Annotated in this window: 24 protein-coding genes; 18 read left to right on the plus strand and 6 right to left on the minus strand. The window is 62.6% G+C overall.

The annotated features are described in order from the left end of the window. The first annotated feature begins 4 nt into the window (after nt 1–4). Nucleotides 5–670 carry an IS110 family transposase gene (locus tag K3724_RS23975; protein ID WP_409201416.1) on the plus strand — a complete coding sequence of 222 codons (666 nt, stop codon included), beginning with the start codon at nt 5–7 and terminating at the stop codon, nt 668–670. A gap of 384 nt (nt 671–1054) precedes the next feature. On the opposite strand, the gene K3724_RS07110 is transcribed toward K3724_RS23975, so the two are convergent. Next, on the minus strand, nt 1055–1885 hold the full coding sequence (locus K3724_RS07110) for an AraC family transcriptional regulator (protein ID WP_259991333.1): 831 nt from the start codon (nt 1883–1885) through the stop codon (nt 1055–1057). Between the two features lie 117 nt (nt 1886–2002). Here K3724_RS07110 and K3724_RS07115 point away from each other — a divergent pair, with 117 nt between their 5' ends. Continuing rightward, entirely contained in the window at nt 2003–2947 is a 945-nt protein-coding gene (locus K3724_RS07115; protein ID WP_259991335.1) for an NAD(P)/FAD-dependent oxidoreductase, read from the plus strand. Next, nucleotides 2944–3564, plus strand: a complete 621-nt coding sequence (locus K3724_RS07120) for a hypothetical protein (protein WP_259991336.1) — start codon at nt 2944–2946, stop codon at nt 3562–3564. The genes K3724_RS07115 and K3724_RS07120 overlap by 4 nt, the downstream gene beginning before the upstream one ends. A 455-nt stretch (nt 3565–4019) precedes the next feature. Here K3724_RS07120 and K3724_RS07125 read toward each other — a convergent pair whose 3' ends face one another. Beyond that, nucleotides 4020–4541, minus strand: coding sequence for a winged helix DNA-binding protein (locus K3724_RS07125; RefSeq protein WP_259991338.1), 522 nt, complete (start codon nt 4539–4541; stop codon nt 4020–4022). A gap of 168 nt (nt 4542–4709) precedes the next feature. Here K3724_RS07125 and K3724_RS07130 point away from each other — a divergent pair, with 168 nt between their 5' ends. From K3724_RS07130 to K3724_RS07165, 8 genes are all read left to right on the plus strand, one after another. Continuing rightward, nucleotides 4710–5681 (plus strand): TRAP transporter substrate-binding protein, encoded by a 972-nt coding sequence (locus tag K3724_RS07130; RefSeq protein ID WP_259991340.1) that lies wholly within the window; start codon nt 4710–4712, stop codon nt 5679–5681. A gap of 58 nt (nt 5682–5739) precedes the next feature. Then, nucleotides 5740–6288 carry a TRAP transporter small permease gene (locus K3724_RS07135; protein ID WP_259991342.1) on the plus strand — a complete coding sequence of 183 codons (549 nt, stop codon included), beginning with the start codon at nt 5740–5742 and terminating at the stop codon, nt 6286–6288. 9 nt (nt 6289–6297) lie between these two features. Then, the gene (locus tag K3724_RS07140; RefSeq protein WP_259991344.1) at nt 6298–7593 is read left to right on the plus strand and encodes a TRAP transporter large permease; all 1296 of its coding nucleotides are present in this window, start codon (nt 6298–6300) and stop codon (nt 7591–7593) included. Then, a complete protein-coding gene (locus K3724_RS07145; protein WP_259991346.1) occupies nt 7593–8339 on the plus strand; it encodes an allophanate hydrolase subunit 1 in 747 nt (248 codons plus the stop codon). Before K3724_RS07140 ends, K3724_RS07145 begins: the two co-directional genes overlap by 1 nt. Then, the gene (locus tag K3724_RS07150) at nt 8336–9352 is read left to right on the plus strand and encodes a biotin-dependent carboxyltransferase family protein (protein WP_259991348.1); all 1017 of its coding nucleotides are present in this window, start codon (nt 8336–8338) and stop codon (nt 9350–9352) included. The genes K3724_RS07145 and K3724_RS07150 overlap by 4 nt, the downstream gene beginning before the upstream one ends. Before the next feature lie 9 nt (nt 9353–9361). Beyond that, entirely contained in the window at nt 9362–10135 is a 774-nt protein-coding gene (locus K3724_RS07155; RefSeq protein WP_259991350.1) for a LamB/YcsF family protein, read from the plus strand. A 729-nt stretch (nt 10136–10864) separates the two neighbouring features. Continuing rightward, nucleotides 10865–11500: a DUF1007 family protein gene (locus K3724_RS07160; protein WP_259991352.1), complete on the plus strand. Its 636-nt coding sequence runs from the start codon at nt 10865–10867 to the stop codon at nt 11498–11500. A gap of 1 nt (nt 11501) precedes the next feature. Beyond that, the gene (locus K3724_RS07165; RefSeq protein ID WP_259991355.1) at nt 11502–12416 is read left to right on the plus strand and encodes a nickel/cobalt transporter; all 915 of its coding nucleotides are present in this window, start codon (nt 11502–11504) and stop codon (nt 12414–12416) included. A gap of 4 nt (nt 12417–12420) precedes the next feature. Here K3724_RS07165 and K3724_RS07170 read toward each other — a convergent pair whose 3' ends face one another. Further along, nucleotides 12421–13071: a TIGR02453 family protein gene (locus K3724_RS07170; RefSeq protein WP_259991357.1), complete on the minus strand. Its 651-nt coding sequence runs from the start codon at nt 13069–13071 to the stop codon at nt 12421–12423. A gap of 122 nt (nt 13072–13193) precedes the next feature. Between K3724_RS07170 and K3724_RS07175 the strand changes: the two genes are divergently transcribed. The 3 genes from K3724_RS07175 (at nt 13194) to K3724_RS07185 (ending at nt 16232) form a co-directional block, all read left to right on the plus strand. Next, a complete protein-coding gene (locus K3724_RS07175) occupies nt 13194–14576 on the plus strand; it encodes an MATE family efflux transporter (protein ID WP_259991359.1) in 1383 nt (460 codons plus the stop codon). 82 nt (nt 14577–14658) lie between these two features. Continuing rightward, a complete protein-coding gene (locus tag K3724_RS07180) occupies nt 14659–15105 on the plus strand; it encodes a nucleoside deaminase (RefSeq protein WP_259991361.1) in 447 nt (148 codons plus the stop codon). 143 nt (nt 15106–15248) lie between these two features. After that, the gene (locus K3724_RS07185; protein WP_259991363.1) at nt 15249–16232 is read left to right on the plus strand and encodes an NAD(P)H-binding protein; all 984 of its coding nucleotides are present in this window, start codon (nt 15249–15251) and stop codon (nt 16230–16232) included. A 125-nt stretch (nt 16233–16357) separates the two neighbouring features. On the opposite strand, the gene K3724_RS07190 is transcribed toward K3724_RS07185, so the two are convergent. Continuing rightward, on the minus strand, nt 16358–17221 hold the full coding sequence (locus tag K3724_RS07190) for a delta-class carbonic anhydrase (protein ID WP_259991365.1): 864 nt from the start codon (nt 17219–17221) through the stop codon (nt 16358–16360). 348 nt (nt 17222–17569) lie between these two features. Here K3724_RS07190 and K3724_RS07195 point away from each other — a divergent pair, with 348 nt between their 5' ends. Further along, entirely contained in the window at nt 17570–18220 is a 651-nt protein-coding gene (locus K3724_RS07195; protein WP_259991367.1) for a hypothetical protein, read from the plus strand. Nucleotides 18221–18241: 21 nt separating this feature from the next. Here K3724_RS07195 and K3724_RS07200 read toward each other — a convergent pair whose 3' ends face one another. Then, entirely contained in the window at nt 18242–18655 is a 414-nt protein-coding gene (locus K3724_RS07200) for a hypothetical protein (protein ID WP_259991369.1), read from the minus strand. A gap of 14 nt (nt 18656–18669) precedes the next feature. Next, nucleotides 18670–19872 carry a pyridoxal phosphate-dependent aminotransferase gene (locus K3724_RS07205; protein ID WP_259991372.1) on the minus strand — a complete coding sequence of 401 codons (1203 nt, stop codon included), beginning with the start codon at nt 19870–19872 and terminating at the stop codon, nt 18670–18672. A gap of 97 nt (nt 19873–19969) precedes the next feature. Between K3724_RS07205 and K3724_RS07210 the strand changes: the two genes are divergently transcribed. From K3724_RS07210 to K3724_RS07220, 3 genes are all read left to right on the plus strand, one after another. Then, the gene (locus tag K3724_RS07210) at nt 19970–20386 is read left to right on the plus strand and encodes a helix-turn-helix domain-containing protein (RefSeq protein ID WP_259991374.1); all 417 of its coding nucleotides are present in this window, start codon (nt 19970–19972) and stop codon (nt 20384–20386) included. 7 nt (nt 20387–20393) lie between these two features. After that, a complete protein-coding gene (locus tag K3724_RS07215; RefSeq protein WP_259992587.1) occupies nt 20394–20651 on the plus strand; it encodes a succinate dehydrogenase assembly factor 2 in 258 nt (85 codons plus the stop codon). Nucleotides 20652–20727: 76 nt separating this feature from the next. Further along, nucleotides 20728–21225 carry a MarR family winged helix-turn-helix transcriptional regulator gene (locus K3724_RS07220; protein WP_259991375.1) on the plus strand — a complete coding sequence of 166 codons (498 nt, stop codon included), beginning with the start codon at nt 20728–20730 and terminating at the stop codon, nt 21223–21225. Nucleotides 21226–21286: the final 61 nt, after the last annotated feature.

Consider the following 21286-nt stretch of genomic DNA (forward strand, 5'->3'; position numbering starts at 1 on the left):
GCTGCTGGCGGTCCACCGCACCCGCGAACTCGTTGTCCGCCAGAGAACTCATGTCGCGAACATCATCCGCGGCCTGTTGCGCGAATTTGGGCGTGTCCTGCCAACCGGTGCCGAGGCCGTGACCGCCTTTTCCAAACGCCATCTCAAGGGCGTTCAACCTGACATGCCCGAGCCGGCGAATGGGGTCCTCGGTACGCTGTTTTACCAATTCCTCGGGCTCAACGCCCGCATTGATGGCTTCACCAGGTTGATCGAGAGCCACTGCCAACGAGATGCCGATGCGCGACGGCTGATGCAGGTGCCGGGGATCGGTCCGATCACGGCATCCGCAATCGTGGCGACGATCGGCGATGCCAAACAGTTCAGAACCGGACGCGATCTGGCCGCCTGGTTGGGATTAACCCCGCTCAGTAAATCCAGTGGCGGCAAGGAGAGGCTCGGACACATCACCAAGAAGGGGAACCACTACATCCGGAAACTCCTGATCGTTGGCATGCCATCCCGCGCGCTGATGACCAAACGGAATCCTGAAAAGGTCGATACCTGGACCGCTAAAATTCTGGCCGGAAAACCGGTTCGGCTTGCGACTGTTGCCATGGCGAACAAGGCGGCTCGTGCAATCTGGGCAATGCTGACGCGACTGGAAGACTACCGGCAGCCGGTCGCTTGACCGGATAACCTGCCAGAGATGCAAGACGAATGACGTGATGATGCGGAATCAAGTCAACCAAGAGCCAGGACACTCCGGGAATGGCAATTACCCCTTGAGGTTGTTTTGCTGATTGGAGCTTCGCCTGCGGAAATCATCAGGGCCAGTGGGAGATCGCCAAGCGAACAGGCCGGACAGACGACTGTACTGACCAAACCGCCGCAGAAATCGTCAAAATATGTCTTGCTATGCAGGCGCCATCCACAGAAGTCATTCATCGGCATAAATTTCGGCCAAATCCAATCCGCCCTTTCGCCGCGACCAGGATCGACCATCGAGGAGCGGGACTTGGTGCATTTGCTGCAAATGCGTCAGTGTCTGCAAAGGAGAATTTTATACAAGCGGCTACGCTGGCAATCGTTGCTTCTTGCGCCAGGCAGCAGGGGTCACTCCATAGATTCTTCGAAACTGGCGTATGAAATGGGTCGTGTCCTGCCATCCGATGTGTGGGGCAATTTGATCGACGGGAATGTCGGTATGTTGCAAGAGTTGCGCGGCCTTGGCGAGGCGGGCGGAAGTGATCCATGTGCCGACCGTAAAGCCAGTATCGGCTTTGACGACGGCCGCGACATGGGGCGCGGTTCGCCTAACTGCGGAGGCCACATCGCTGAGGGAAATTGGGGAAAGGCTATGCCGTTGAATGTAGCGCAGTGCGGCGGCGACCAGCGGCGAGCGTTGCGTATCCTCATCCGCATTTGGCATCGCCCGTGACACCTCTGAAAGAATTAGCGTAATCAAGCTGCGTTGCACGTCTGCGGTCAGCTCGTTTTGCCCTTCGGCCTCGCGCGCCAAGGTTTCAAACCAGAGCTGCAGGCGTGCCTGTGCCGCATTCTCCAGGTGGATCACCGGGGATGCCCCAAGGCGAACCTCGGCAAAGGGACGCATGACCGCCTGCTCCTCATCAAGCCCAAAGCCGCCAGCGGAAAACCCTAGCAGCCAATAATCGAGATCTTCACCTGCCAATGGCCGGTGCGGCACACCGGCGGGAACAATCGTCACGCTTCCCGCCAAGGATAGCGTTTCGTATCTTTGCTCCATTGTGAACCAACCCTCGCGGGCAAACACCAACCCATGTTCGGCATGAACGGCGACGGGCGCCGGATGTGTGCTGACGCCCGTCTCGTGAATCACATAGCAGGAGGGATGCGGCGGTTCGGGCTGCTTAAGATCTGTCATGCACAAATCCCGAATATCATAAGATCAGCCGATAATACCCGAATCCACGCTCTCAAGCAACGACGCCAGCGGGCCTATGTTGGGCCGACGAAACCATCAGCATTAACGGATCCAGACATGGCTAGCCAACACTACGACCTCATTATCATCGGTGGTGGACCCGCCGGACAATCCGCCGCTTTGATTGCTGGACGCACCCGTATGAAAACCGCATTCATCAACGCGGAAAGCCCCCGCAACTTTGTGACCACAGCCTCGCACGGGTTTTTGACCCGCGATGGTGCCCACCCAAGCGAGCTTTTGGCAGTGGCCAAAGAGCAGCTGCACAAATATCCAACCGTCAACTACATTGCCGGTAAGGTTTCTGAGGTCTCCCGCTTGGCCGGCGGATTTTCGGCGACGACAGCGCAGGGTGCAACGATGACCGCGACCCGCATGCTGATTGCGACGGGTCATCGGGACAACCTCGACCAGTTGGACTTGCCCGGTATCGAGGACGTCTACGGCAAATCGGTTTACCCATGCCCGTTCTGCGATGGGTACGAACATTCCGACGAAGCGTTGGCCATTTTCGGCCACGGCGCAATCGAACATTTTGTGCCGATGATGCGGATTTGGTCGCGCGATATGATCGTGTTCACCAACGGCAATCCATTGGACGCCAAGGTGAAAGCAGAGTTGCAGGCCAAAGGCGTGCCGGTCGAAGAAGCCGGGGTTGCGAGTTTACGGTCAAAAGGCGGCACGCTCACCCATGTCGTATTGGACGACGGCCGCGAGATTGCGCGGCAAAGCGGGTTTGTCGTCGAGGAATTCTCGTCGCCCGCGACTGACTTTGCGGTGCGTCTGGGGGTTATCGCGAACGAAGAGAACGATTGGGGTATGTCCGAGCTTGCCGGTGCGAACGGCACAACTAATATTCCAGGTCTTTACATCGTAGGGGATGCACGGATGGGATTCGCGGGCATCGCGGCAGCGGTTTCGGAAGGCGGGTTCTGCGTAGAAATGATAGCCCATGAGGTCGCGATGGAACGTTGGGCCGTCCTGCTGGAGGAACCAAAGTGAAGGAAAAGACAAAGGCGCTTTGGGAAAAGCAGGATCAGCATAAAGGCGACCGTTGGCGGCTGTTTCAAGCGGTGAGCGCGGCGGTCCCTGCGCGCCGTGTGCTCTATGCGGGCAGCTACGTCGATGTTGCGCCGTCCTTTGTTTATGACGATGTGACCTATGCGGACATGGACAAACGGGCGGCGACGTTTTTTGCTGATACTGGAGGTACGCGACAGATCATCTGCGACCATGGAGGCAATGTGAACGGGCGGGTCGCGTTCGTGCATGGCGACTACGCCGCACTTGATTTGCCGCCCGAAAGCTTCGATCTGCTGATCTCACTCTATGCGGGGCTTGTATCGGAGCCCTGCGGCCATTTGCTGCGCATCGGGGGGCATTTCCTGGTGAACTCAAGCCATGGGGATGCAGCGCTTGCGGCGCTCGATCCACGGTTCAAGTTGGTTGCGGTCGTCACCTCTGCAAGCGGTTGCTTCGAGGTCACCGATCAACACCTTGACAGCTACATGGTGCCGAAAAAGCCGCAAACGATCACCCGTGACAGCCTGATGAAATCAGGACGCGGCGTTGCTTATACCAAATCGCCATTTGCCTACTTGTTCGAAAGGGTGCTGTGACTTGCCAATCGATAAGCCGATGATGAAAGCAGCCGTTGGCCGCGCCACAGAAAATTTGCAAAGTGGGCTCTGCTCCCGCTTTTGTGGCGTTTTGCCTGAACGCTAGCTATGAAAGCGTCAATGCCGGGACATTGAATGAAGCCGAAGCGTCTCAGGTACATAGTCTGGCAGGCGCACGGCAGGTTCCAATCCGCCGTCAACCTCTTTCACGCCTCACAGGCAATGTGCTGGCCAACAAATAGGCGGGCCAATTTCCCCTGTACCAGCAGCCGCAGAATTACGGGCAGGAAGGGATCACTCTGGACCGCTCCATCCTGGCGGATTGGGCTGGCCGTTCTGCGGCGCGGCTGGAATCACTGGGCGGAGTCCTGCCGGACAGGTTAACCGTCAAAGGAGCTCATCGGTCAGGTGGCCCGGAACTGCCGATTCCCATTGCCCTTGGTCCCCGGCCATCCTTATAGCGACGCCGCTGCGCGGCTGGCCTGATCGTAGTAGCCCGATAAAGTGCGCAAGCTGCGGGCAATCTCGCGCAGATCTTTTCCTGGAAGATCGACGCCATCCAGCCCGTCCAGCAGGCATTGGCGGCGGACATCGCGATAGGCAGCACAAATCGCGGCGCCCTCAGGGGAAGTGCGGTAGAACACTTCCTTGCCGCGTTTTTCAGAATCCAGCAGCCCCGCCTTGAGCAGCTTGCGCAGCCCGTAATTCACCGTGTGGCTGTCCTCGATGTTCAAAAGGAAGCAGATGTCGGACAGGCGCTTGTCCTTGCTGCGGTGATTAACGTTGTGCAGGATCAGGATTTCCAGCGGGCTGAGGTCGGGTTGGCCGGCCGCGGACATGCAGCGGGCGGTCCAGCGCGAAAATGCATTGAAGGCGACGATCAGCCCGTATTCCAGTTCCGACAGTTCCCATCCGTCGCCCTCTGCCAGATGGCGGGAGGAGACGATTCGGCGGCCGTCCGGTTGGTTTTCAGCCATCTTTAGCTCCTTCATTATTGATAAAACCCCGGTGTTTTACCTGCTTGAAGCTATAAAAATGCAAAGTATCAGCAAGATCAAGCGAGCAGGGGCCCATTTTGGCATAACGTTGACAAATTGTCAGCGTTATGAATATAAATAGACAACAAACCGCATTGGGAGGAAAAAATGCAGATCACACGTATTCTGGGCAGTGCCGCCGTCCTTGCTGCCGGGCTGTCGGTTTCGGTGCAGGCCGCAACCTGGGACATGCCGACGCCTTATCCGGACTCCACGTTCCACACCAAGAACGTCGCTGAATTTGCCAGCGACGTGGCCGAGGCCACCGGTGGCGGGCTGGAGATCAAGGTCCATTCGGCGGGTTCCCTGTTCAAGCATCCCGAAATCAGCAAGGCGGTGCGCAGCGGCCAGGTGCCTGCGGGCGAGTTCTTCCTGTCGCTCTTGGCCAATGACAACCCGGCGTTTGGCGCCGACTCGCTGCCGTTTCTGGCGACCAGCTACGCCGAGGCCGAACGGCTGTGGGCGGCGCAGAAGGATGTGATCGACGGGCTGCTGGACGAGCAGGGGCTGATGGCGCTGTACGCAGTGCCGTGGCCGCCGCAGGGGCTGTACACCACTAAGGAAATCAACAGCGTGGACGATCTGGCCGGGCTGAAGTTCCGCACCTACAACGCCACGCTGGAGCAATTCGCCAACCTGGCGGGCGCCGCGCCGACCCAGGTTGAGGTTCCGGATATTCCGCAAGCCTTCAGCACCGGCCGGGTCGAGGCGATGATCACCTCACCCTCCACCGGCGTGAACTCCAAGGCCTGGGATTTCCTGACTCATTACACCGATATCCAGGCCTGGATCCCGAAGAACATCGTGGTGGTGAACAAGCGTGCCTTCCGCCGCCTGGATGAAGCCACTCAGACCGCCGTTCTGGAAGCCGCAGCTGCGGCCGAGGCGCGCGGCTGGGAGATGAGCCGGACCGAGACCGCCGAGCAGGTCGGGGTGCTGAAGGAAAACGGCATCACCGTGGCCGAACCCTCAGAGGAGCTGATGGAAGGCCTGCGTGCCATTGGGGCGCAGATGCTGGAAAACTGGAAGGGCGAGGCTGGGGAGGCCGGCGCCACCCTGCTGAACGCTTATCAGCAGTAACTGCAACACGGCCGGACGCCGGCAGCGGCGTCCGGTCTCCTGGGGAGGAGGAGCAGCCATGCGGCTTGTGCTTGATTTCATCTACCGTGCGGCCGGCGGGCTGGCAGCACTGTTCATCGTGGCTATTGTGGCATTGGTATTCGCGCAGGTGTGCCTGAACCTGGCCGACAAGATCGCGGCGGCACTGACCGGCAGCGGGGTCGGCCTGACCATTCCGTCTTATGCCGATTTCACCGGCTTTTTCCTGGCGGCCTCCACCTTTCTGGCACTGGCCTACGCACTGCGCGCTGGCGGCCACATCCGGGTGACGCTGCTGACCAACCGGCTGCCCGTCCGCGCCCGCCGCATGTCCGAAGCGGCCGTCACATTTCTGGCACTGGTCATGAGCGGCTATGCCACCTGGTACATGGGCTTGCTGCTGCTGGAATCGCTGGAATTCGGCGACCGCAGCGCAGGAATGGTGTCGGTGCCGCTGTGGCTGCCGCAGGCACCGGTGGCACTTGGCCTTGCGATCCTCACCCTGGCGCTGGCGGACGAGCTGATCTGCATATTGCGCGGCGCCCCGCCCTCCTGGGAGGGCAAGGGCGAAAATCTTCTGAGCGAATAGGGGTTCACCATGTCGATTGCCGCACTTTCCATCCTTCTTCTTGTCCTTCTGTTCCTGTTCCTGGGTGCAGGCCTTTGGGTGGCCTTTGCCCTGCTGGGGGTGGGCATCGCCGCGATGACGCTGTTCACCGAGGCGCCGCTGGGGCTGGTGATGGCCACCACCATGTGGGGCCACAGCAACTCCTGGGCCCTGGCGGCGCTGCCGCTGTTCATCTGGATGGGCGAGATCCTGTTCCGCTCGCGCCTGTCGGAGGACATGTTCACCGGGCTGTCGCCCTGGATGAACCGGCTGCCGGGGCAGCTGCTGCATGTGAACGTCTTTGCCTGCGGGATCTTTGCCGCCGTGTCGGGGTCGTCCGCCGCGACCGCCGCCACCATCGGCAAGCTGTCGATCCCGGAGCTGTCGCGCCGTGGCTATCCTGAAAAGCTGGTGATCGGCACCCTGGCCGGTTCTGCCACGCTGGGGCTGCTGATCCCGCCGTCGATCATCCTGATCGTCTACGGCGTGGCGACCGAGCAATCCATCGCCCGGCTGTTTGTCGCGGGCGTGCTGCCGGGCGTGCTGCTGGTCGGGCTGTTCGTCGGCTATGTGGTGGTCTGGGCACTCCTGAACCGCAGCCAGCTGCCCACCGAGGACATCGCCGCCACCTTCCGCGAGAAGCTGAAGCGCGCCCGTAGGCTGCTGCCGGTGGTGCTGCTGATCGGCGGGGTGATCGGTTCGATCTATGCAGGCATTGCCTCGCCCACCGATGCCGCCGCTGTCGGCGTGGTGCTGGCGCTGCTGTTGTCATGGCAGTCCGGGTCGTTGAACCGGCAAAGCTTTACCGAAGGGCTGATGGGGGCGACCATCACCTCCTGCATGATCGCCTTTATCCTGGCGGGGGCGTCCTTTCTGACCGTGGCGATGGGCTTCACCGGCATTCCGCGTATCCTGGCGGAGTGGATCGGGTCGCTGAACCTGTCGACCTTCACCCTGCTGGCAGCGCTGACCATCTTCTTTGTGATCATGGGCTGCTTCCTAGATGGGATTTCGGTGGTGGTGCTGACCGCCTCGGTGATCATGCCGATGGTGCTGGAAGCGGGCATTGATCCTCTGTGGTTCGGCATCTTCCTGGTGATCGTGGTCGAGATGTCGCAGATCACGCCACCAGTCGGCTTTAACCTGTTTGTGCTGCAGTCGCTGACCGGGCGGGACATTCTGACCGTGGCCAAGGCGGCGCTGCCGTTCTTCTTCCTGATGATCGTGGCACTGGTGCTGATCGTGCTGTTCCCGTCCATCGTCACCTACCTGCCGGAGCAGATGTGATGGCACAGGATACCGTTGCAACGCCCAGCTCTGAAATCCGCACGGTGGGGGTGGACGGGATGCTGGTGAGCTTTGGCAGCCGCCTGAGCGAGCCGGCCAACCGCGCCGCCCTGGCGTTCCGCGCAGCACTTGCGCAGGAAAGCTGGGACGGGATCGAGGAGGTTTCCACCTCGCTGGTGTCGGCCTATGTGCGCTTCGACCTGCGGCATCTGGGCCATGCGGCGCTGCGGGTGCGGTTGGAGGGGCTGCTGTCGCAGCGTGACTGGTACGCGGCCAAACTGCCCGGCCAGCGCCGCCTGTGGCGGATCCCGGCTGTGTTCGGCACCGATCTGGCGCCGCAGCTGCCGCAGGCGGCGGAGGCGGCAGGTATGAGCGAGGCAGAGGCAGCGGCCTCGCTGTCGGCAGCGCGGGTCAGGGTGCAGACCATTGGTTTTGCCCCCGGCCAGCCGTACTTGGGAGAGCTGCCCGAAGCCTGGGATATCCCGCGCCAGAGCCAGCTGACCACCCGCATCCCCGAAGGCGCGCTGGCGGTGGCGATCCGCCAGCTGGTGCTGTTCTCGGTGGCGACGCCCACCGGCTGGATGCACGCGGGCCAGACCGCGGTGCGGCTGTTCCGCCCGGATGCAGAGGAGCCGTTCCTGCTGCGCCCCGGCGATGAGGTGCAATTCAACGCGACAACACCGGAGGAGCTGCAGGGCTTGCGGCGCGATCCGCTGGGCGGTGCAAGGGCGGAGACACTGTCATGAGCGGCACCTTGACCATTCTGCGCGCAGGACCTGGGATGACGGTTCAGGACCTTGGCCGCCCGGGCTGGCTGGAATACGGGGTGTCGCGCGGCGGCGCTGCCGACCGGCTGGCGCTGGCCGAGGGAGCTGCGCTCTTGGGGCAGGCGGCGGATCTGGCGGCGGTCGAGATGGCCGGCCTGGGCGGCGAGTTCCAGGCGGGCAGCGATCTGCGCATCGCCCTGACCGGCGCGCCGATGCGGGCCAGCATCGACGGCACCGCCGTGGCTTGGAACGCCAGCCACCTGCTGCCCGCTGGGGCGCGGTTGACGATCGGCGCGGCCCGCAGCGGCAGTTATGGCTACTTGCATGTTAGCGGCGGTATTAAGTCGGCGGAGCATCTGGGTGCGCGGTCGGCGCATCTGGCGGCGGGCATCGGCGCGCCGCTGGCGGAGGGGGAAGTTCTGGACACCGGTCCTGACGGCAGCCAGGGCACTGGGCTGGGGCTGACGCCGGAGAACCGGTTCGAGGGCGGCACCGTGCGGGTGGTGGCGAGCCTGCAGACGGCGCTGTTCCCGCAGGCCGAGCTAGAGCGGTTCGAGCAGACGGCCTTCCACCGCGGAGCGCGCGGCAACCGGATGGGCGTGCCGCTGGAGAGCGAAGGCGAAGGCTTCCGCCCGGAGGGCGCGCGCACGGTGGTCTCCGAGGTGATCACGCCCGGCGACATCCAGGTGACCGGTGACGGCACGCCCTATGTGCTGCTGTCGGAATGCCAGACCACCGGCGGCTATCCGCGGATCGGCACGGTGGTGCCCTGCGATCTGCCCTTGCTGGCGCAGGCGGCGGCGGGGGCGGCGCTGCAATTCCGCTTCATCCCGCTGGAGGAGGCGGTCGGGCTAGAACGGTCAGAGGCGGAACGGTGCGAAGGCTTGCGCGGCCAGTGCCGTCCCTTGATCCGCGATCCGCGCACTATGTCCAACCTGCTGTCTTATCAGCTGATCAGCGGCGCGATTGCCGGTGAAGAAGATGTCTTGTGAGGAGATGACATGACCCGGACTGTCGATCTGAACGCCGATATGGGCGAAAGTTTTGGCGCCTGGTCCCTGGGCGATGATGCCGGGCTGCTGGATATCGTGACCTCGGCCAATATCGCCTGCGGTTATCACGCGGGCGACCCGGATGTGATGGCGGCGACGATGAAACACGCGGTGGCCAAGGGCACCGGCATTGGTGCGCATCCCGGTTTTCCCGATCTGCAGGGCTTTGGCCGCCGCCGGATGTCGGTGCCCTATGGGACGCTGGGCAACATGGTGCGCTATCAGCTAGGGGCGGCGCAGGCAATGGCCCGCGCGGCGGGCGGCGCAGTGCGGCATCTGAAGCTGCACGGGGCGCTGGCCAATATGGCCTCGGAAGACATTGCGGTGGCGCGGGCCTGCTATCAGGCGGCCTTGTCAGTCGATCCGGAAATCATCGTGATGGTGCTGGCGGGCACCGCGCAGCAGCAGGCGGCGCAGGAGCTGGGTTGCAAGACCGCGTGCGAGATCTTCGCCGACCGTGCCTATAACGACGATGCGACGCTGGTGAACCGCAGCCTGCCCGGCGCGGTGATCTATGATCCGGCAGAGGCCGGGCGGCGGATGGTGGAAATGGTGCGCGAAGGCGCGATTATCACCGCTGCCGGCAAGCGCATCCCGGCGCGGATCGATACCATCTGCCTGCATGGCGATACTTCCGCCGCTGTGGCCATCGCAGCGGGGGTCAAAAGCGCACTGCAGTCAAACGGCCTAAAGACGGCCATATTCGGTGGGGCCATGCTCTGATTTACCGGGACAGGCGGACGGGGTCCGTAGCATTGAAGTGCTTTGCCGAAGGATTCTGTTTGCTTAACTTCTTCGACTAAGATGCTTCGAATGAACAGTTCGAAATCCCCCCTGCTGCACGGTTTTGAGTGTTCGTTTTTGGGCAAACCGCTTCACCGCCGAAAATCTGCCGCATCGGTTACGAGAATTTTCTGCGTACGCGAAAGCTACGTTGGCAAAAGGCGGCTCTATCCGGCCTCTTTAGTGTCCAAACGCCAAGCAGTGAAGGCGCGGTTTTGATCCACCGCTCGAACCCGCCAAGCAATGACCGCTTCCGTGACAAGGACTGTAAGGTAGCGAGAAGCCCGTCGCATGTGCAAAGCGATGCTGCGTCAGCGAAGAAGAAATTGCCAAGGTCGGTTCTGTCCGGCGTCCTGGAATTTCAGATAAAGAATCTCGCTGCAGCACACACGAACGGCAGGTATTCCCGCCGCGCTGCGACGTCAGAGTTCGCGCGAGTGCAGAAAAACCCGTGCTGCGCGCACGCAGTAAGGAAATCCAATCTACAGGTTGGGCTCTCCGCCAGCTTTCGCCGTGTTTTACTCAACAGCTGCTTTGCTGAATCCGCAAGGATGTTGACCAAAGGTCCACGGTAGACATTTCCGGCCAGAAAGAAGCGGGCGGGCAGAAGCCTGCTGGTGAGGTGCGCGGCTGTTGCGGGGGGGCGGATTGGGGCGTAAAGCTGTGGCCATGAAACGTTTTGTTCCTTTGCTTTCGTTTGCGCTGCTGGTGCCGCAGGGCGCCGGATCGCATCCGCATATTTTTGTCGATACCGCGCTGAAGGTGATTGTTTCGGATAGCGGGCAGTTGCAGGCAGTGGAGATCACCTGGGCCTATGATGAGTTCTATTCACTGCTTATTTTCGAGGACCGGGGGCTGGACGGCGATTATGACGGTGCGCTGACAGCCGCGGAACTGGCCGGGCTGCAGGGGTTCGACTTGGCGTGGACCGAGGGGTTTCAGGGCGACACCTATCTGTCCCGGGATGGGGCTGCGCTGGCGCTGGGAGCGCCGGAGCATCTGTCCACCGAGGTCGCCGGGGGGCGCATCAGCACCCGCCACCGGCGCGTTCTGGCGCAGCCGCAGGCTGCGGACGGGGTGATGATCAAGGCCTATGATCCAACTTATTACACAGCCTATACCCTGACCGGCGGGCTGGAGGTTTCAGGGGGCTGCCAAGGTCATGTCACCCCGCCGGATCTGGACGCGGCGTATACCAAAGTTGAAGAGCTGCTCTATGCGATGCCCGCGGATCAGGCAGAGGCGGCGTATCCTGAGGTAGGGGCAGCTTTTGCCGATACCGTGCAGTTGAGCTGCGGGGCGTAAGGTGCGGGCTTTTCTGGCAGTTTCAGTGCTGGCTGTTGCGGTTTCCGCCGCCTGGCTGTGGGGCTTCGGCGGTGCAGGCGTTGTTGCCGCCTGGGCGGGCGAAGGCCAGCGCGAGGCGCAGACTGCGATGGCGCGGGGGCTGCGGGCCTTGCGGGCCGGTGAACCCGGAGCGCTGACGGCGCTGCTTGGTTTGTGTTTTGCCTACGGGTTCTTTCATGCCGCCGGGCCGGGGCATGGCAAGCTGGTGATCGGCGGCTATGGCATGGGCAAGCCGGTGCCGCTGGCGCGGCTGGCCGGGCTGGCGGTGGCGTCTTCGCTGGCGCAGGCGGCCACCGCGGTGCTGCTGGTGGCGGGCGGGCTGCTGCTGCTGGACTGGGGGCGGGAGCAGCTGACCCTTGCGGCCGAGGATGTGCTGGCGCCGCTGTCTTACGGGCTGATTGCGCTGGTGGGGCTGTGGCTGCTGCTGCGCGGGGCGCGGCGGCTGCTGGCCAGCCGGGGTGGCGGGCCGGAAGGGCATCACCCGCATGACCACCATCATGAACAGGGAGACGCTTGTGCCGCCTGCGGGCACCGGCACGGGCCCACGGCGGAGGAGGCGGCCAATGTGGCCTCGCTGCGCGACGCGTTGGCAATCATCGGCGCGGTGGCGCTGCGGCCCTGCACGGGGGCAGTGTTTTTGCTGCTTCTGACCTGGCGCATGGGGGTGCTGTGGGCCGGGATTGCCGGGGCCTTTGCCATGGGGCTTGGCACTGCAACGGTGACTGTGGCGGTGGCGGCGGCAGCGGTCACCCTGCGCAAGGGCGCGCTGGCGCAGCTGCAAGGGACGGGCGCGCTGCGGGCAGCGGCAGTGCTGGAGATCGCCGCAGGCGCAGTGGTGGCGGTGCTGGCGGTCCAGATCATGCTGCGGGCATTGTAAAGGATCACGCGGTCAGGGCGCTGTCCAGCAGGGCAAACATCGGCTCCTGAGTGAGATAGGCTGACATCAGCGCTTGCATCGGGGCGGCTTGTTCCTGCGCAGTCATCCCGTGCCAGAAGGTCAGGGATTTGCGCTGCAGCAGGTGCCCGTGCGGGTGGGCTTTGCCATAGGGGGCGGGCACGCGTTTCAGTTCCGGGTCTTTGACGGCGAAGCCCTTGAGCGCCAGGATGTCCGTCAGCGCTGCGATCTCGTCGCCATAGGCGCCGTCGATGGCCGCCCGCCAGCGCGGCAGCTGCGGCTTGCCGAAACCCATGATGCCGCCGCCTGCGGTGCAATAATCCGGGGCCAGCCCGAAAAACAGTGCACAGCCGCTGCTGTTCAGCGTCCACATCAGGTGCAGATGGGTGCTATAGGGCGTCTTGTCCTTGGAAAACCGCACGTCGCGCTGCGGGCGGAAAAACTTGCCCGTGACTTCGGCGCCGCTGCGCCGGGTTATGGCTTGGGAAACTTCGTCCAGCAGCCGCAGCGCAGGGGACTTCAGCTGGGCTTCATACCTGTCCTTATGCGCGGTGAACCAGTCCCGGCTGTTGTTCTGCGCAAGCGCTGCCAGAAAGGCGCGGGCATCGGGGATCAGCTGGGCAAAGGCGTTGGTCATCGGGAATGGCTCCTGGGCGGCAGGCGGGAAATCCTTCTGTGCAGGATATCACCATAGGCCTGTGCAGGGGCAAGGAAACTCCGCTCTTGCCGGGAATGACTGTCCCGCCTAAGGCTGGCTGTATGAGCACGTTCGCACCCAAACACACCGAGATGTCTCTGCGCGGCCATACCAGAGCGATAGCCATCCTTGGGCTGCCGCTGATTGGCGGCCATGTGGCGCAGTTTGCAATCGGCCTGACCGATACCGTGATGCTGGGCTGGTACGGGGTAGAGGCGCTGGCGGCGGTGACGCTTGGGGCGACCTATTTCTTTTCCATCTTCCTTTTGGGGTCCGGCTTTGCCTTTGCAGTGATGCCGATGGTGGCGGCGGCAGCCGGTGCCGGGGAAGAGCGGCAGATCCGGCGCAGCACCCGGATGGGGCTGTGGCTGTCGCTGCTGTATGGTGCGCTGGCGATGCCCTTGCTGTGGTGGTCGGAGCCTATACTGCTGATGCTGGGGCAGAAGGCGGATATTGCCCATGCGGCGGCTGAATACCTGCGGATTGCAGGCTGGGCGATCTTTCCGGCGCTTTTGTACATGGTGGCCAAGTCGTATCTGGCGGCGCTGGAGCGCACCCAGATCGTGCTGTGGCTGTCGGTGTTCGGGGCGGTGCTGAACGCGCTGGTGAACTATGCGCTGATCTTTGGCAACTGGGGCGCGCCGGAGCTGGGCATCACCGGGGCGGCGATTGCGTCGCTGGTGACCAACGGGGTGTCCTTTGTGCTGGTGCTGGCCTATGCGCTGAAGGTGCTGCCGGAGCATGAGCTGCTGAAGAATTTCCAGCGCCCCGACTGGGAGATGCTGGGGCAGGTGTTGCGGATGGGAACGCCGATCGGGCTGACCACCCTGGCCGAAACCAGCCTGTTTGCGGCCTCAGCCATGATGATGGGGTGGCTGGGCACGGTGCCGCTGGCTGCGCACGGGATTGCGATCTCGCTGGCGGGGCTGACGTTCATGGTGCATCTGGGACTGTCCAATGCGGCCACGATCCGCGCGGGCAATGCCTTTGGCCGGGGTGACCGGGACCACATGGCGCGCGGCGGCAAGGTTGTGACAGTGATGTCGCTGGTGGTGTCCGTGATTGGGATCACTCTGTTTCTGACCCTTCCGGATCCGCTGATGTCGCTGTTCCTGGATCCGGCGGATCCGCAGAAGACGGAGATCCTGCTGATCGGTGCCGGGCTTCTGGCGGCGGCGGCACTGTTTCAGCTGATGGATGGGATGCAGGCCATTGCGCTGGGGCTGCTGCGCGGAGTGCAGGACACTGGCGTGCCGATGGTGATTGCGGTGCTCAGCTATTGGGCCGTCGGGATTCCTGCGTCTTATGTCTTTGGTTTTATGCTGGAATGGGGCGGCGTTGGTGTCTGGGTGGGGCTGATTGCAGGGCTTACAGCCGCCGGCGTCTTCCTGATGGCCCGGTTCTGGCGGCAGTCGATCAAGCTGGTGGGCGCTGCGGCAGTCTGAGCGGCGCGGGGTTGACCCTTTGCGGGCATCTGGGCAGGCTTCCGGGACAGCTTTGTATTCATTCAGAAAGAGGCCGTTCCTGATGATGACCGACGACGACACACGCCTGCTGCGCATTGCCTATGAAGAAGCCAGGGCGGGATTTGACGAGGGCGGCTGCCCGATCGGTTCGGTACTGGCGCGCGGCGGTCAGGTGGTGGCGCAGGGGCGCAATCAGCGGGTGCAGAAGGGGGATCCGATTGCCCACGGCGAGATGGACGCGCTGCGCAAGGCGGGGCGGCAAAGATCCTATCGCGATACGGTGCTTTATACCTCTTTGTCGCCCTGCATGATGTGCAGCGGTACCATTGTCCAGTTCGGCGTCCCGCGGGTGGTAATCGGTGATGCGCAGAATTTTGGCGGCAACGAGGAGTTCTTGCGCTCGCGCGGTGTGGAGGTGGTGATTGCCGAGGACCCGGACTGCATCGCGCTGATGGAGCGGTTCATCCGGGAAAAGCCTGAATTGTGGGCGGAAGACATCGCCGAGTGACAGCGGCCTGAGGTCTGGCGAAACCATGGCATTTTGCGTCGGGTTTCGGAGGCTTGGCACCAGCCTGTTGCGGTAGGGTCTGCGCAGATTTGCAATATTTGCGCGCGCCGTTTGGACGGTGCGCGGTACCAGGAGGATCCCCCATGTCCAAACCCGTTGTTCTGATCACCTCGGCCACCGGCCGCATTGGCCGCGAGCTGGTGGCGCGTCTTGCCTCCGCAGGCGGTTTCACCGTGCGTGCCTGCTATTTCAGCGAGGCCAAGGCCGAGCAGTTGACCGCGTTGGGCGCTGATGAGGTTGTGAAGTTCGACCTGTCGGAGCCGGCCACCTGGGACGCCGCGCTGGATGGTGTTTCGGCGGTCTATTCCGCCTCGCTGGACCCGATGCTGGAGGGGCATCTGAACTTTGCTAAGGCGCTGGGCGCGCGCAGGGATCAGATCAAACACGTGGTGCGGGTCAGCTGCATGGGCGCCGATACCAACACCGCCGATTATGACGCGGATACCCATGCCTCGCGCGCAGGGGCCGGTATTCCGCTGATGCTGCAGCATTACTGGTGGGGCGAAAAGGCGCTGATTGATGCCGGGCTGAACGTGACCGCGCTGCGCAACAACTTTTTCATGAACCACCTGCTGAAGACCGATTGCGACACCATCGGCGCCGAGGGCTGGTTCTCCAACCCGCTGGGGGATATGCGCAATTCCTTTGTCGCCACCCGCGACATCGCCGAGGCGGCGGCGGTGGTGCTGGCGGAAGGCCCCGCTCGGCATGGCAACAAATTCTATGACATCACGGGCCCGGCGCCGCAGTCGATGGCGGAAATCGCTGCTGATCTGGGCCGCGCAATGGGCAAGGAAATCGCGTACCGCGCCCAGTCGATGGAGCAGTTCGAGGCCGATTTCGGCAGCACCCGCGCCGAGTTCTTTGAGTATCTGACCAACGGTTTCTACACCCGCTGCAGCCCGGATTTCTATAACATCACCGGGCACAAGCCGACCTCTTATTATGACTATCTGACCACCAAGGGCGCCTGCGGTGAAACGGGTCTTGAAGAGCTATGGCAGGGCAACCTGTGGAAGAAAGGCGTCGATGCAATGAAAGACGCCGCCGCCGCCACGGCGTCCTGAGCCGCAGAGGGCAGTTTGCCGGGCTGAAAGAAAAAAGGGCTTCGCACGGGCAGCGCGAAGCCCTTGGCTTGTCCTGCGTGGGGGGATTCGGCGGACAAGCAATCAGCGCCTTAGCGCGGCCGTTTCTAGTGGCTGATGTCCGACAGCAAATCCGGGTTCATCACCAGATTGCGAACACCGTGGGCGTGATCCTCCATAAAGACATTGTCTTCGAGCCATTTGCCGACGGAATGAATGTTCACCTTGGCGACCTTGGGGCGCACGCTCCAGGAGACCTGGAAGGGGGAGCCGTCCTCGTTATAGCCGGGGCCGGTGGTGGAGCCGGCATATTGCACCGGGGTGCCGGTATCGCTGGGAATATTACTGGCCTGATGCAGCCCGTTTGCCTTGCCCAGATGGGCCAGCGCGTTGAAGTCGAGCGCATTTTCGTCGTTCACCAGCACAAAAACCTGTGCTTCGACCCGCAGCTGCGGGTTCTTGATCGCGTCGCTGAGACAGGACCCAAGGGTCGGGCCGGGCTGCACCTGGGCGGTGGAGTGGACGTAATGCACCTCGATCGTGTCGCCGGGCTGCAGATCGCCGTGTTCGGTTGCGCCGATGGGATGGTCGAGCGGTGCCAGTTCTGCGGCGGTCAGCGTGCCGTCGTATTTGTAGCCGGTGCCATAGCCGTGGCCGTCGCCATTGCCGGCGAAAGTCGTGAAGTCACCGCCGCGGTGTTCGGCGTTCTCGTGAAAGTGGATGTTGCACAGGTTCATCTCCGCATAGTCCGGCGCCGCCTGGAAACTGCGCGTGTTGCTGCCAGCGGCGGCGTCTATGTCGCGCGGCGCCTGGGGGCCGAAACCGGCGCCCTTGGTCTTGGCCGCAAGGGCTGCGCGCTGTTCGGCAATCACACTGTCCGCAACAGCGCCTGCGCCGACAGCATAAGCTGCGGTCCCGGCAAGCAGGGTGGAAACAGTGGCAGCGGCCAGAGACAGAATGGGTTTTTGCATAGGGATTCCTGTTGTAGCTGAGAACAAAAGCGGGACGTACCGGTGCACCGCGGGTTCTGCGGGTGCGGGGCTGCTCAGGCGGCAGCAGTCCAAATGTGATACTAGGATTGTGTTAATGGAAAATTAATCAGCTAGTAGTTGCGTTGTCCGCCCCTGTATCCGCTTGGGCAGTGTGGTATGCTGGGCGGGAACACTGCCACCGGCGGCAAGGAGGCCCCTGTTATGGCAAGCTCCGTTACCTGTCCTGTTTCTCCGGCGTCTTTTGGGGGCGCTTTGCTGGCCTGCCTGGTATTGATCGCCCTGGCTGCGGGCGCCGCGGCAGAGACTGAGCGGCCCCGGAGCGGGCTGATGTGGAACAAAACCGGACTGCCGGCTGTGTTTCCGCTGCAGGTGAAAAGCCCGCCGGGGGCGGATTATTATCTGGTGCTAAGCAGCGAAGACAGCGGCGAGGAAGCGCTGGCGGCCTATTTCGAAGGCGGTGCGTTCTTCAAGGTGCTGGTGCCGCCGGGCCGCTATGCGCTGCATTTTGCCAGCGGATCAGGCTGGCAGGGCGAGGGGCGGCTGTTCGGACCCGGAACGCGGGTCTTCAAGCTGCCGGAGGTGCTGGAATTTGCCATCCGCGGCGCAGGGATCAAGGGCGGGCACAAGATCACCCTGACGCGGAGCGGCGCCTATTTGCAGGCCGCGGTCACGGAACAGTATATCTGCCAGGTTGCCAGTCTGGACGAGCCGGCGCCGGTGCCCCGCCCGCTGCAGGACAGCCGGCACCTGTTCCGCCTGGGTGGTGACCGCCATGAAAGATGGAGCCTGCATCTGCAGTGGCGGCTGGGGCTGCGCGCGCCTGAGGCCGGAACGGCAGAACAGTTGTGGCAGCGCAGAAGGTTTGTGCTGGGCAGCCAGCTGTTGCCAAGGCGCCAGGCAGGCCTGCAAGACCTGGCCCCCGGGCGGGCGGAGGCCCGGTTCCGGTCTTTTTCGGTACGGTCGCTGTTCTGCGGCTGAAGCATCCGGGAGGGAGGGAGGTCAGTCCCCGCTTCGGTCCTTCATCAGCCGGTCGGCCTTTTTGCGCACCAGCACGCCGCGCAGATCGTGCATCGCCAGCAGCAAAGCGTCGGTGACATCCTCCAGCTGCGCATCCGTAGCCCGGCTGTTGGCCCAATGGGCGGTAAGGTTCAGGTGATCGATGGCGCGGTGGATGTCGTCGGTGTCGCGGGCGGCGATGGTGGCGGCGCGGCTTTCCATCCAGGATTTGATCTCGGCGATGTCCTGTTCGGACAATGCGCGCTGGCCATGCGGTTTGATCTCGCCGTTGCGGATATTCACAACGGCGATCTGATCCATTTCGATCCGCCGCTGGCGGTTCTCGGTATCAACGCGAAAAACAAAAGCGCCGTTTTCACGGACGCGGAAGTAATAGTCCGGCAGATCGGCGCTCATGTCTTGTTCTCCCGTTACGTCAGCGCGGCGCAGAACGCCTGGATGCGGCTGCAGGCCGTTTCCAGCGCTGCGTCGGATGTAGCGTAGCTGACGCGGAAGTTGGGCGACAGCCCGAAGGCGGCACCGAACACCACGGCGACGTCGGCCTCCTCCAGCAGCGCGGTGGCGAAATCCTCGTCCGTTTCAATCAGCTTGCCTGCGGGCGTGGTCTTGCCGATCAGCCCGGCGATGGAGGGATAGACGTAAAAGGCGCCTTCGGGCACCGGGCAGGAGATGCCGTCGATTTCGTTCAGCATCCGTACCACCAGATTGCGGCGCCGGATGAAGGTCGCGTTGTTGGGCGCTAGGAAGTCCTGTGTGCCATTGAGTGCCTCCACCGCGGCCCATTGGCTGACCGAGCAGGGGTTGGAGGTGGATTGCGATTGCACCTTGCGCATGGCGGCGATCAGCTGTTCGGGGCCTGCGGCGTAGCCGATGCGCCAGCCGGTCATCGCATAGGCCTTGGAGACGCCGTTGCAGGTGAGGGTGCGACCGTACAGCGCCGGTTCGACCTGTGCGGGCGTGCAGAATTCGAACCCGTCATAGGCCAGGTGCTCATACATGTCGTCGGTCATTACCCAGACATGCGGGTGGCGCAGCAGCACATCTGTCAGTTCCTTCAACTCGTCCCGGCTGTAGCCCGCACCGGTGGGGTTCGACGGCGAATTGAAGATGAACCATTTGGTTTTCGGGGTGATCGCAGCCTCCAGCTGATCGGCGGTCAGCTTGAAATTAGTCTGGATCGAGGTCTCGGCAATCACCGGCGTGCCGCCGGCCAGCAGCACCATGTCCGGGTAGCTGACCCAATAGGGGGCAGGGATCACCACCTCGTCGCCTGCATTCAGGGTCGCCATCAGCGCATTGTACAGCGTCTGTTTGCCCCCCGTTCCGACCGACACCTGCGCGGGCGTGTAGTCCAGCCCGTGGTCGCGCTTCATCTTGGCGCAGACCGCCTGCTTCAGCTCGGGGATACCGTCGGGGGCGGTGTATTTGGTCTTGCCCGCGGCAATGGCGGCGACCGCTGCGTCCTTGATATTCTGCGGCGTGTCAAAGTCCGGCTCGCCGGCGCTGAGGCCGATGACGTCGCGTCCCGCGGTCCGCAGCTCGGCGGCTTTTGCGGTCATCGCGATGGTCGGTGACGGTTTGACGCGGGATAAGGTCTCGGACAGGAAAGACATGGGCTATGGCCTTGGTTTGTATGTTTCGCATAACTGTCATAGGGTGCGGCTAGATGGCGATCAAGCCGCGTCGAAACTGGATTTAGGAGAACTGGCAATGACGGAGCAGAACACAGACTGGTACGGTCCGGATGCAGCAACTTTCGGCGACCGCGTGGCGGCCGCACGGGAAGCTGCCGGGATGACCCAGGGCCAGCTGGCGCGCCGGCTTGGCATCAAGAAATCCACTCTCAGCGCTTGGGAGCGGGATCTGGCAGAACCGCGTGCCAACAAGCTGACCATGCTGGCGGGTGTGTTGAACGTCTCCATGTCGTGGCTGCTGACCGGCGAAGGCGAAGGCATGTCGGAACCGGCGCCGTTGGAGCTGGACGCTGGTGACTTCGCAAGTGTTCTGAGCGAATTGCGCGATCTGCGCAGCGAGATGCGCCAGAATGCAGATCGTGCGGCGCGTTTGGAGAAAAAACTGCGGACCCTGCTGCAAGTCAATGACAGCCAGGCAACTGAAGCTGCCTGAGACCGGGATGCAGGAAGACCGTGCCACCCGTCTGAAGCGGCTGCAGATGCGTTCGATGCGCCGGGGTATCAAGGAAATGGATATCCTGCTGTCGGCCTTTGCAGCCGCGAATCTTGAGCAGATGGACGAGGCGCAGCTGGATCTTTATGATCAGCTGCTGCTTGAGAATGATCAGGATCTGTATCAATGGGTCACCGGTCAGGCGGCACCGCAAGAGCGGTTCCGCGCCCTGGTTGCCGATATATCGCAAACGTACCAAAAATAATAAAATACCGGCTTAACTGATTTTTGGGGAATTGTTGGCATCTTGTCTCAAGAGCAAATTCGAGTCGGAGATGCGAATGAGTATGGAAATGCCAATCGGCCAGACGGACCGCAAAGGGTTCATGACTGGCTACCTGGAGGCGCTGGGTCTGCTTGAGCGCCTTCATCGTCTGCTGCTGGACGTCATCAAAGATGAGTTCGAACGCGTCGGCGTGCTGGAGATCAACGCAGTGCAGGCGCTGCTGCTGTTCAACATCGGCGACAATGAAGTGACCGCCGGGGAATTGAAGACCCGCGGCTACTATCAGGGCAGCAATGTCAGCTATAACCTGAAGAAGCTGGTCGAGATGGGCTATATGCACCATCAGCGCTGCGAGATCGACCGCCGGTCGGTGCGCGTCCGCCTGACCCAGCGGGGCCGGGAAATCCGCGATATCGTCTCAGCGCTGTTCTCGCGCCATGCGGAAGGCCTGGAGAACAAGGATGTGATCTCCTCCCAAGGGATCGACGATATCTCCACCGCGCTGAAGCGGATGGAGCGGTATTGGTCTGACCAGATCCGCTATATTTACTAAGCCGCCGGTTGGGGTGTGAAATCCCAGCGGGCAACGGGCCGCAAAAGCCGGGAAAACACCG

Source organism: Leisingera sp. M658 (assembly GCF_025144145.1).
Classification (GTDB): Bacteria; Pseudomonadota; Alphaproteobacteria; order Rhodobacterales; family Rhodobacteraceae; genus Leisingera.

Coding starts and splice junctions, on each gene's coding strand:
- K3724_RS07110 (WP_259991333.1), bottom strand. CDS start 1,885: ATGACAGATCTTAAGCAGCCCGAACCGCCGCATCCCTCCTGCTATGTG.
- K3724_RS07115 (WP_259991335.1), top strand. CDS start 2,003: ATGGCTAGCCAACACTACGACCTCATTATCATCGGTGGTGGACCCGCC.
- K3724_RS07125 (WP_259991338.1), bottom strand. CDS start 4,541: ATGGCTGAAAACCAACCGGACGGCCGCCGAATCGTCTCCTCCCGCCAT.
- K3724_RS07130 (WP_259991340.1), top strand. CDS start 4,710: ATGCAGATCACACGTATTCTGGGCAGTGCCGCCGTCCTTGCTGCCGGG.
- K3724_RS07135 (WP_259991342.1), top strand. CDS start 5,740: ATGCGGCTTGTGCTTGATTTCATCTACCGTGCGGCCGGCGGGCTGGCA.
- K3724_RS07140 (WP_259991344.1), top strand. CDS start 6,298: ATGTCGATTGCCGCACTTTCCATCCTTCTTCTTGTCCTTCTGTTCCTG.
- K3724_RS07145 (WP_259991346.1), top strand. CDS start 7,593: ATGGCACAGGATACCGTTGCAACGCCCAGCTCTGAAATCCGCACGGTG.
- K3724_RS07150 (WP_259991348.1), top strand. CDS start 8,336: ATGAGCGGCACCTTGACCATTCTGCGCGCAGGACCTGGGATGACGGTT.
- K3724_RS07155 (WP_259991350.1), top strand. CDS start 9,362: ATGACCCGGACTGTCGATCTGAACGCCGATATGGGCGAAAGTTTTGGC.
- K3724_RS07160 (WP_259991352.1), top strand. CDS start 10,865: ATGAAACGTTTTGTTCCTTTGCTTTCGTTTGCGCTGCTGGTGCCGCAG.
- K3724_RS07170 (WP_259991357.1), bottom strand. CDS start 13,071: ATGACCAACGCCTTTGCCCAGCTGATCCCCGATGCCCGCGCCTTTCTG.
- K3724_RS07175 (WP_259991359.1), top strand. CDS start 13,194: ATGAGCACGTTCGCACCCAAACACACCGAGATGTCTCTGCGCGGCCAT.
- K3724_RS07180 (WP_259991361.1), top strand. CDS start 14,659: ATGATGACCGACGACGACACACGCCTGCTGCGCATTGCCTATGAAGAA.
- K3724_RS07185 (WP_259991363.1), top strand. CDS start 15,249: ATGTCCAAACCCGTTGTTCTGATCACCTCGGCCACCGGCCGCATTGGC.
- K3724_RS07190 (WP_259991365.1), bottom strand. CDS start 17,221: ATGCAAAAACCCATTCTGTCTCTGGCCGCTGCCACTGTTTCCACCCTG.
- K3724_RS07195 (WP_259991367.1), top strand. CDS start 17,570: ATGTGGAACAAAACCGGACTGCCGGCTGTGTTTCCGCTGCAGGTGAAA.
- K3724_RS07200 (WP_259991369.1), bottom strand. CDS start 18,655: ATGAGCGCCGATCTGCCGGACTATTACTTCCGCGTCCGTGAAAACGGC.
- K3724_RS07205 (WP_259991372.1), bottom strand. CDS start 19,872: ATGTCTTTCCTGTCCGAGACCTTATCCCGCGTCAAACCGTCACCGACC.
- K3724_RS07210 (WP_259991374.1), top strand. CDS start 19,970: ATGACGGAGCAGAACACAGACTGGTACGGTCCGGATGCAGCAACTTTC.
- K3724_RS07215 (WP_259992587.1), top strand. CDS start 20,394: ATGCAGGAAGACCGTGCCACCCGTCTGAAGCGGCTGCAGATGCGTTCG.
- K3724_RS07220 (WP_259991375.1), top strand. CDS start 20,728: ATGAGTATGGAAATGCCAATCGGCCAGACGGACCGCAAAGGGTTCATG.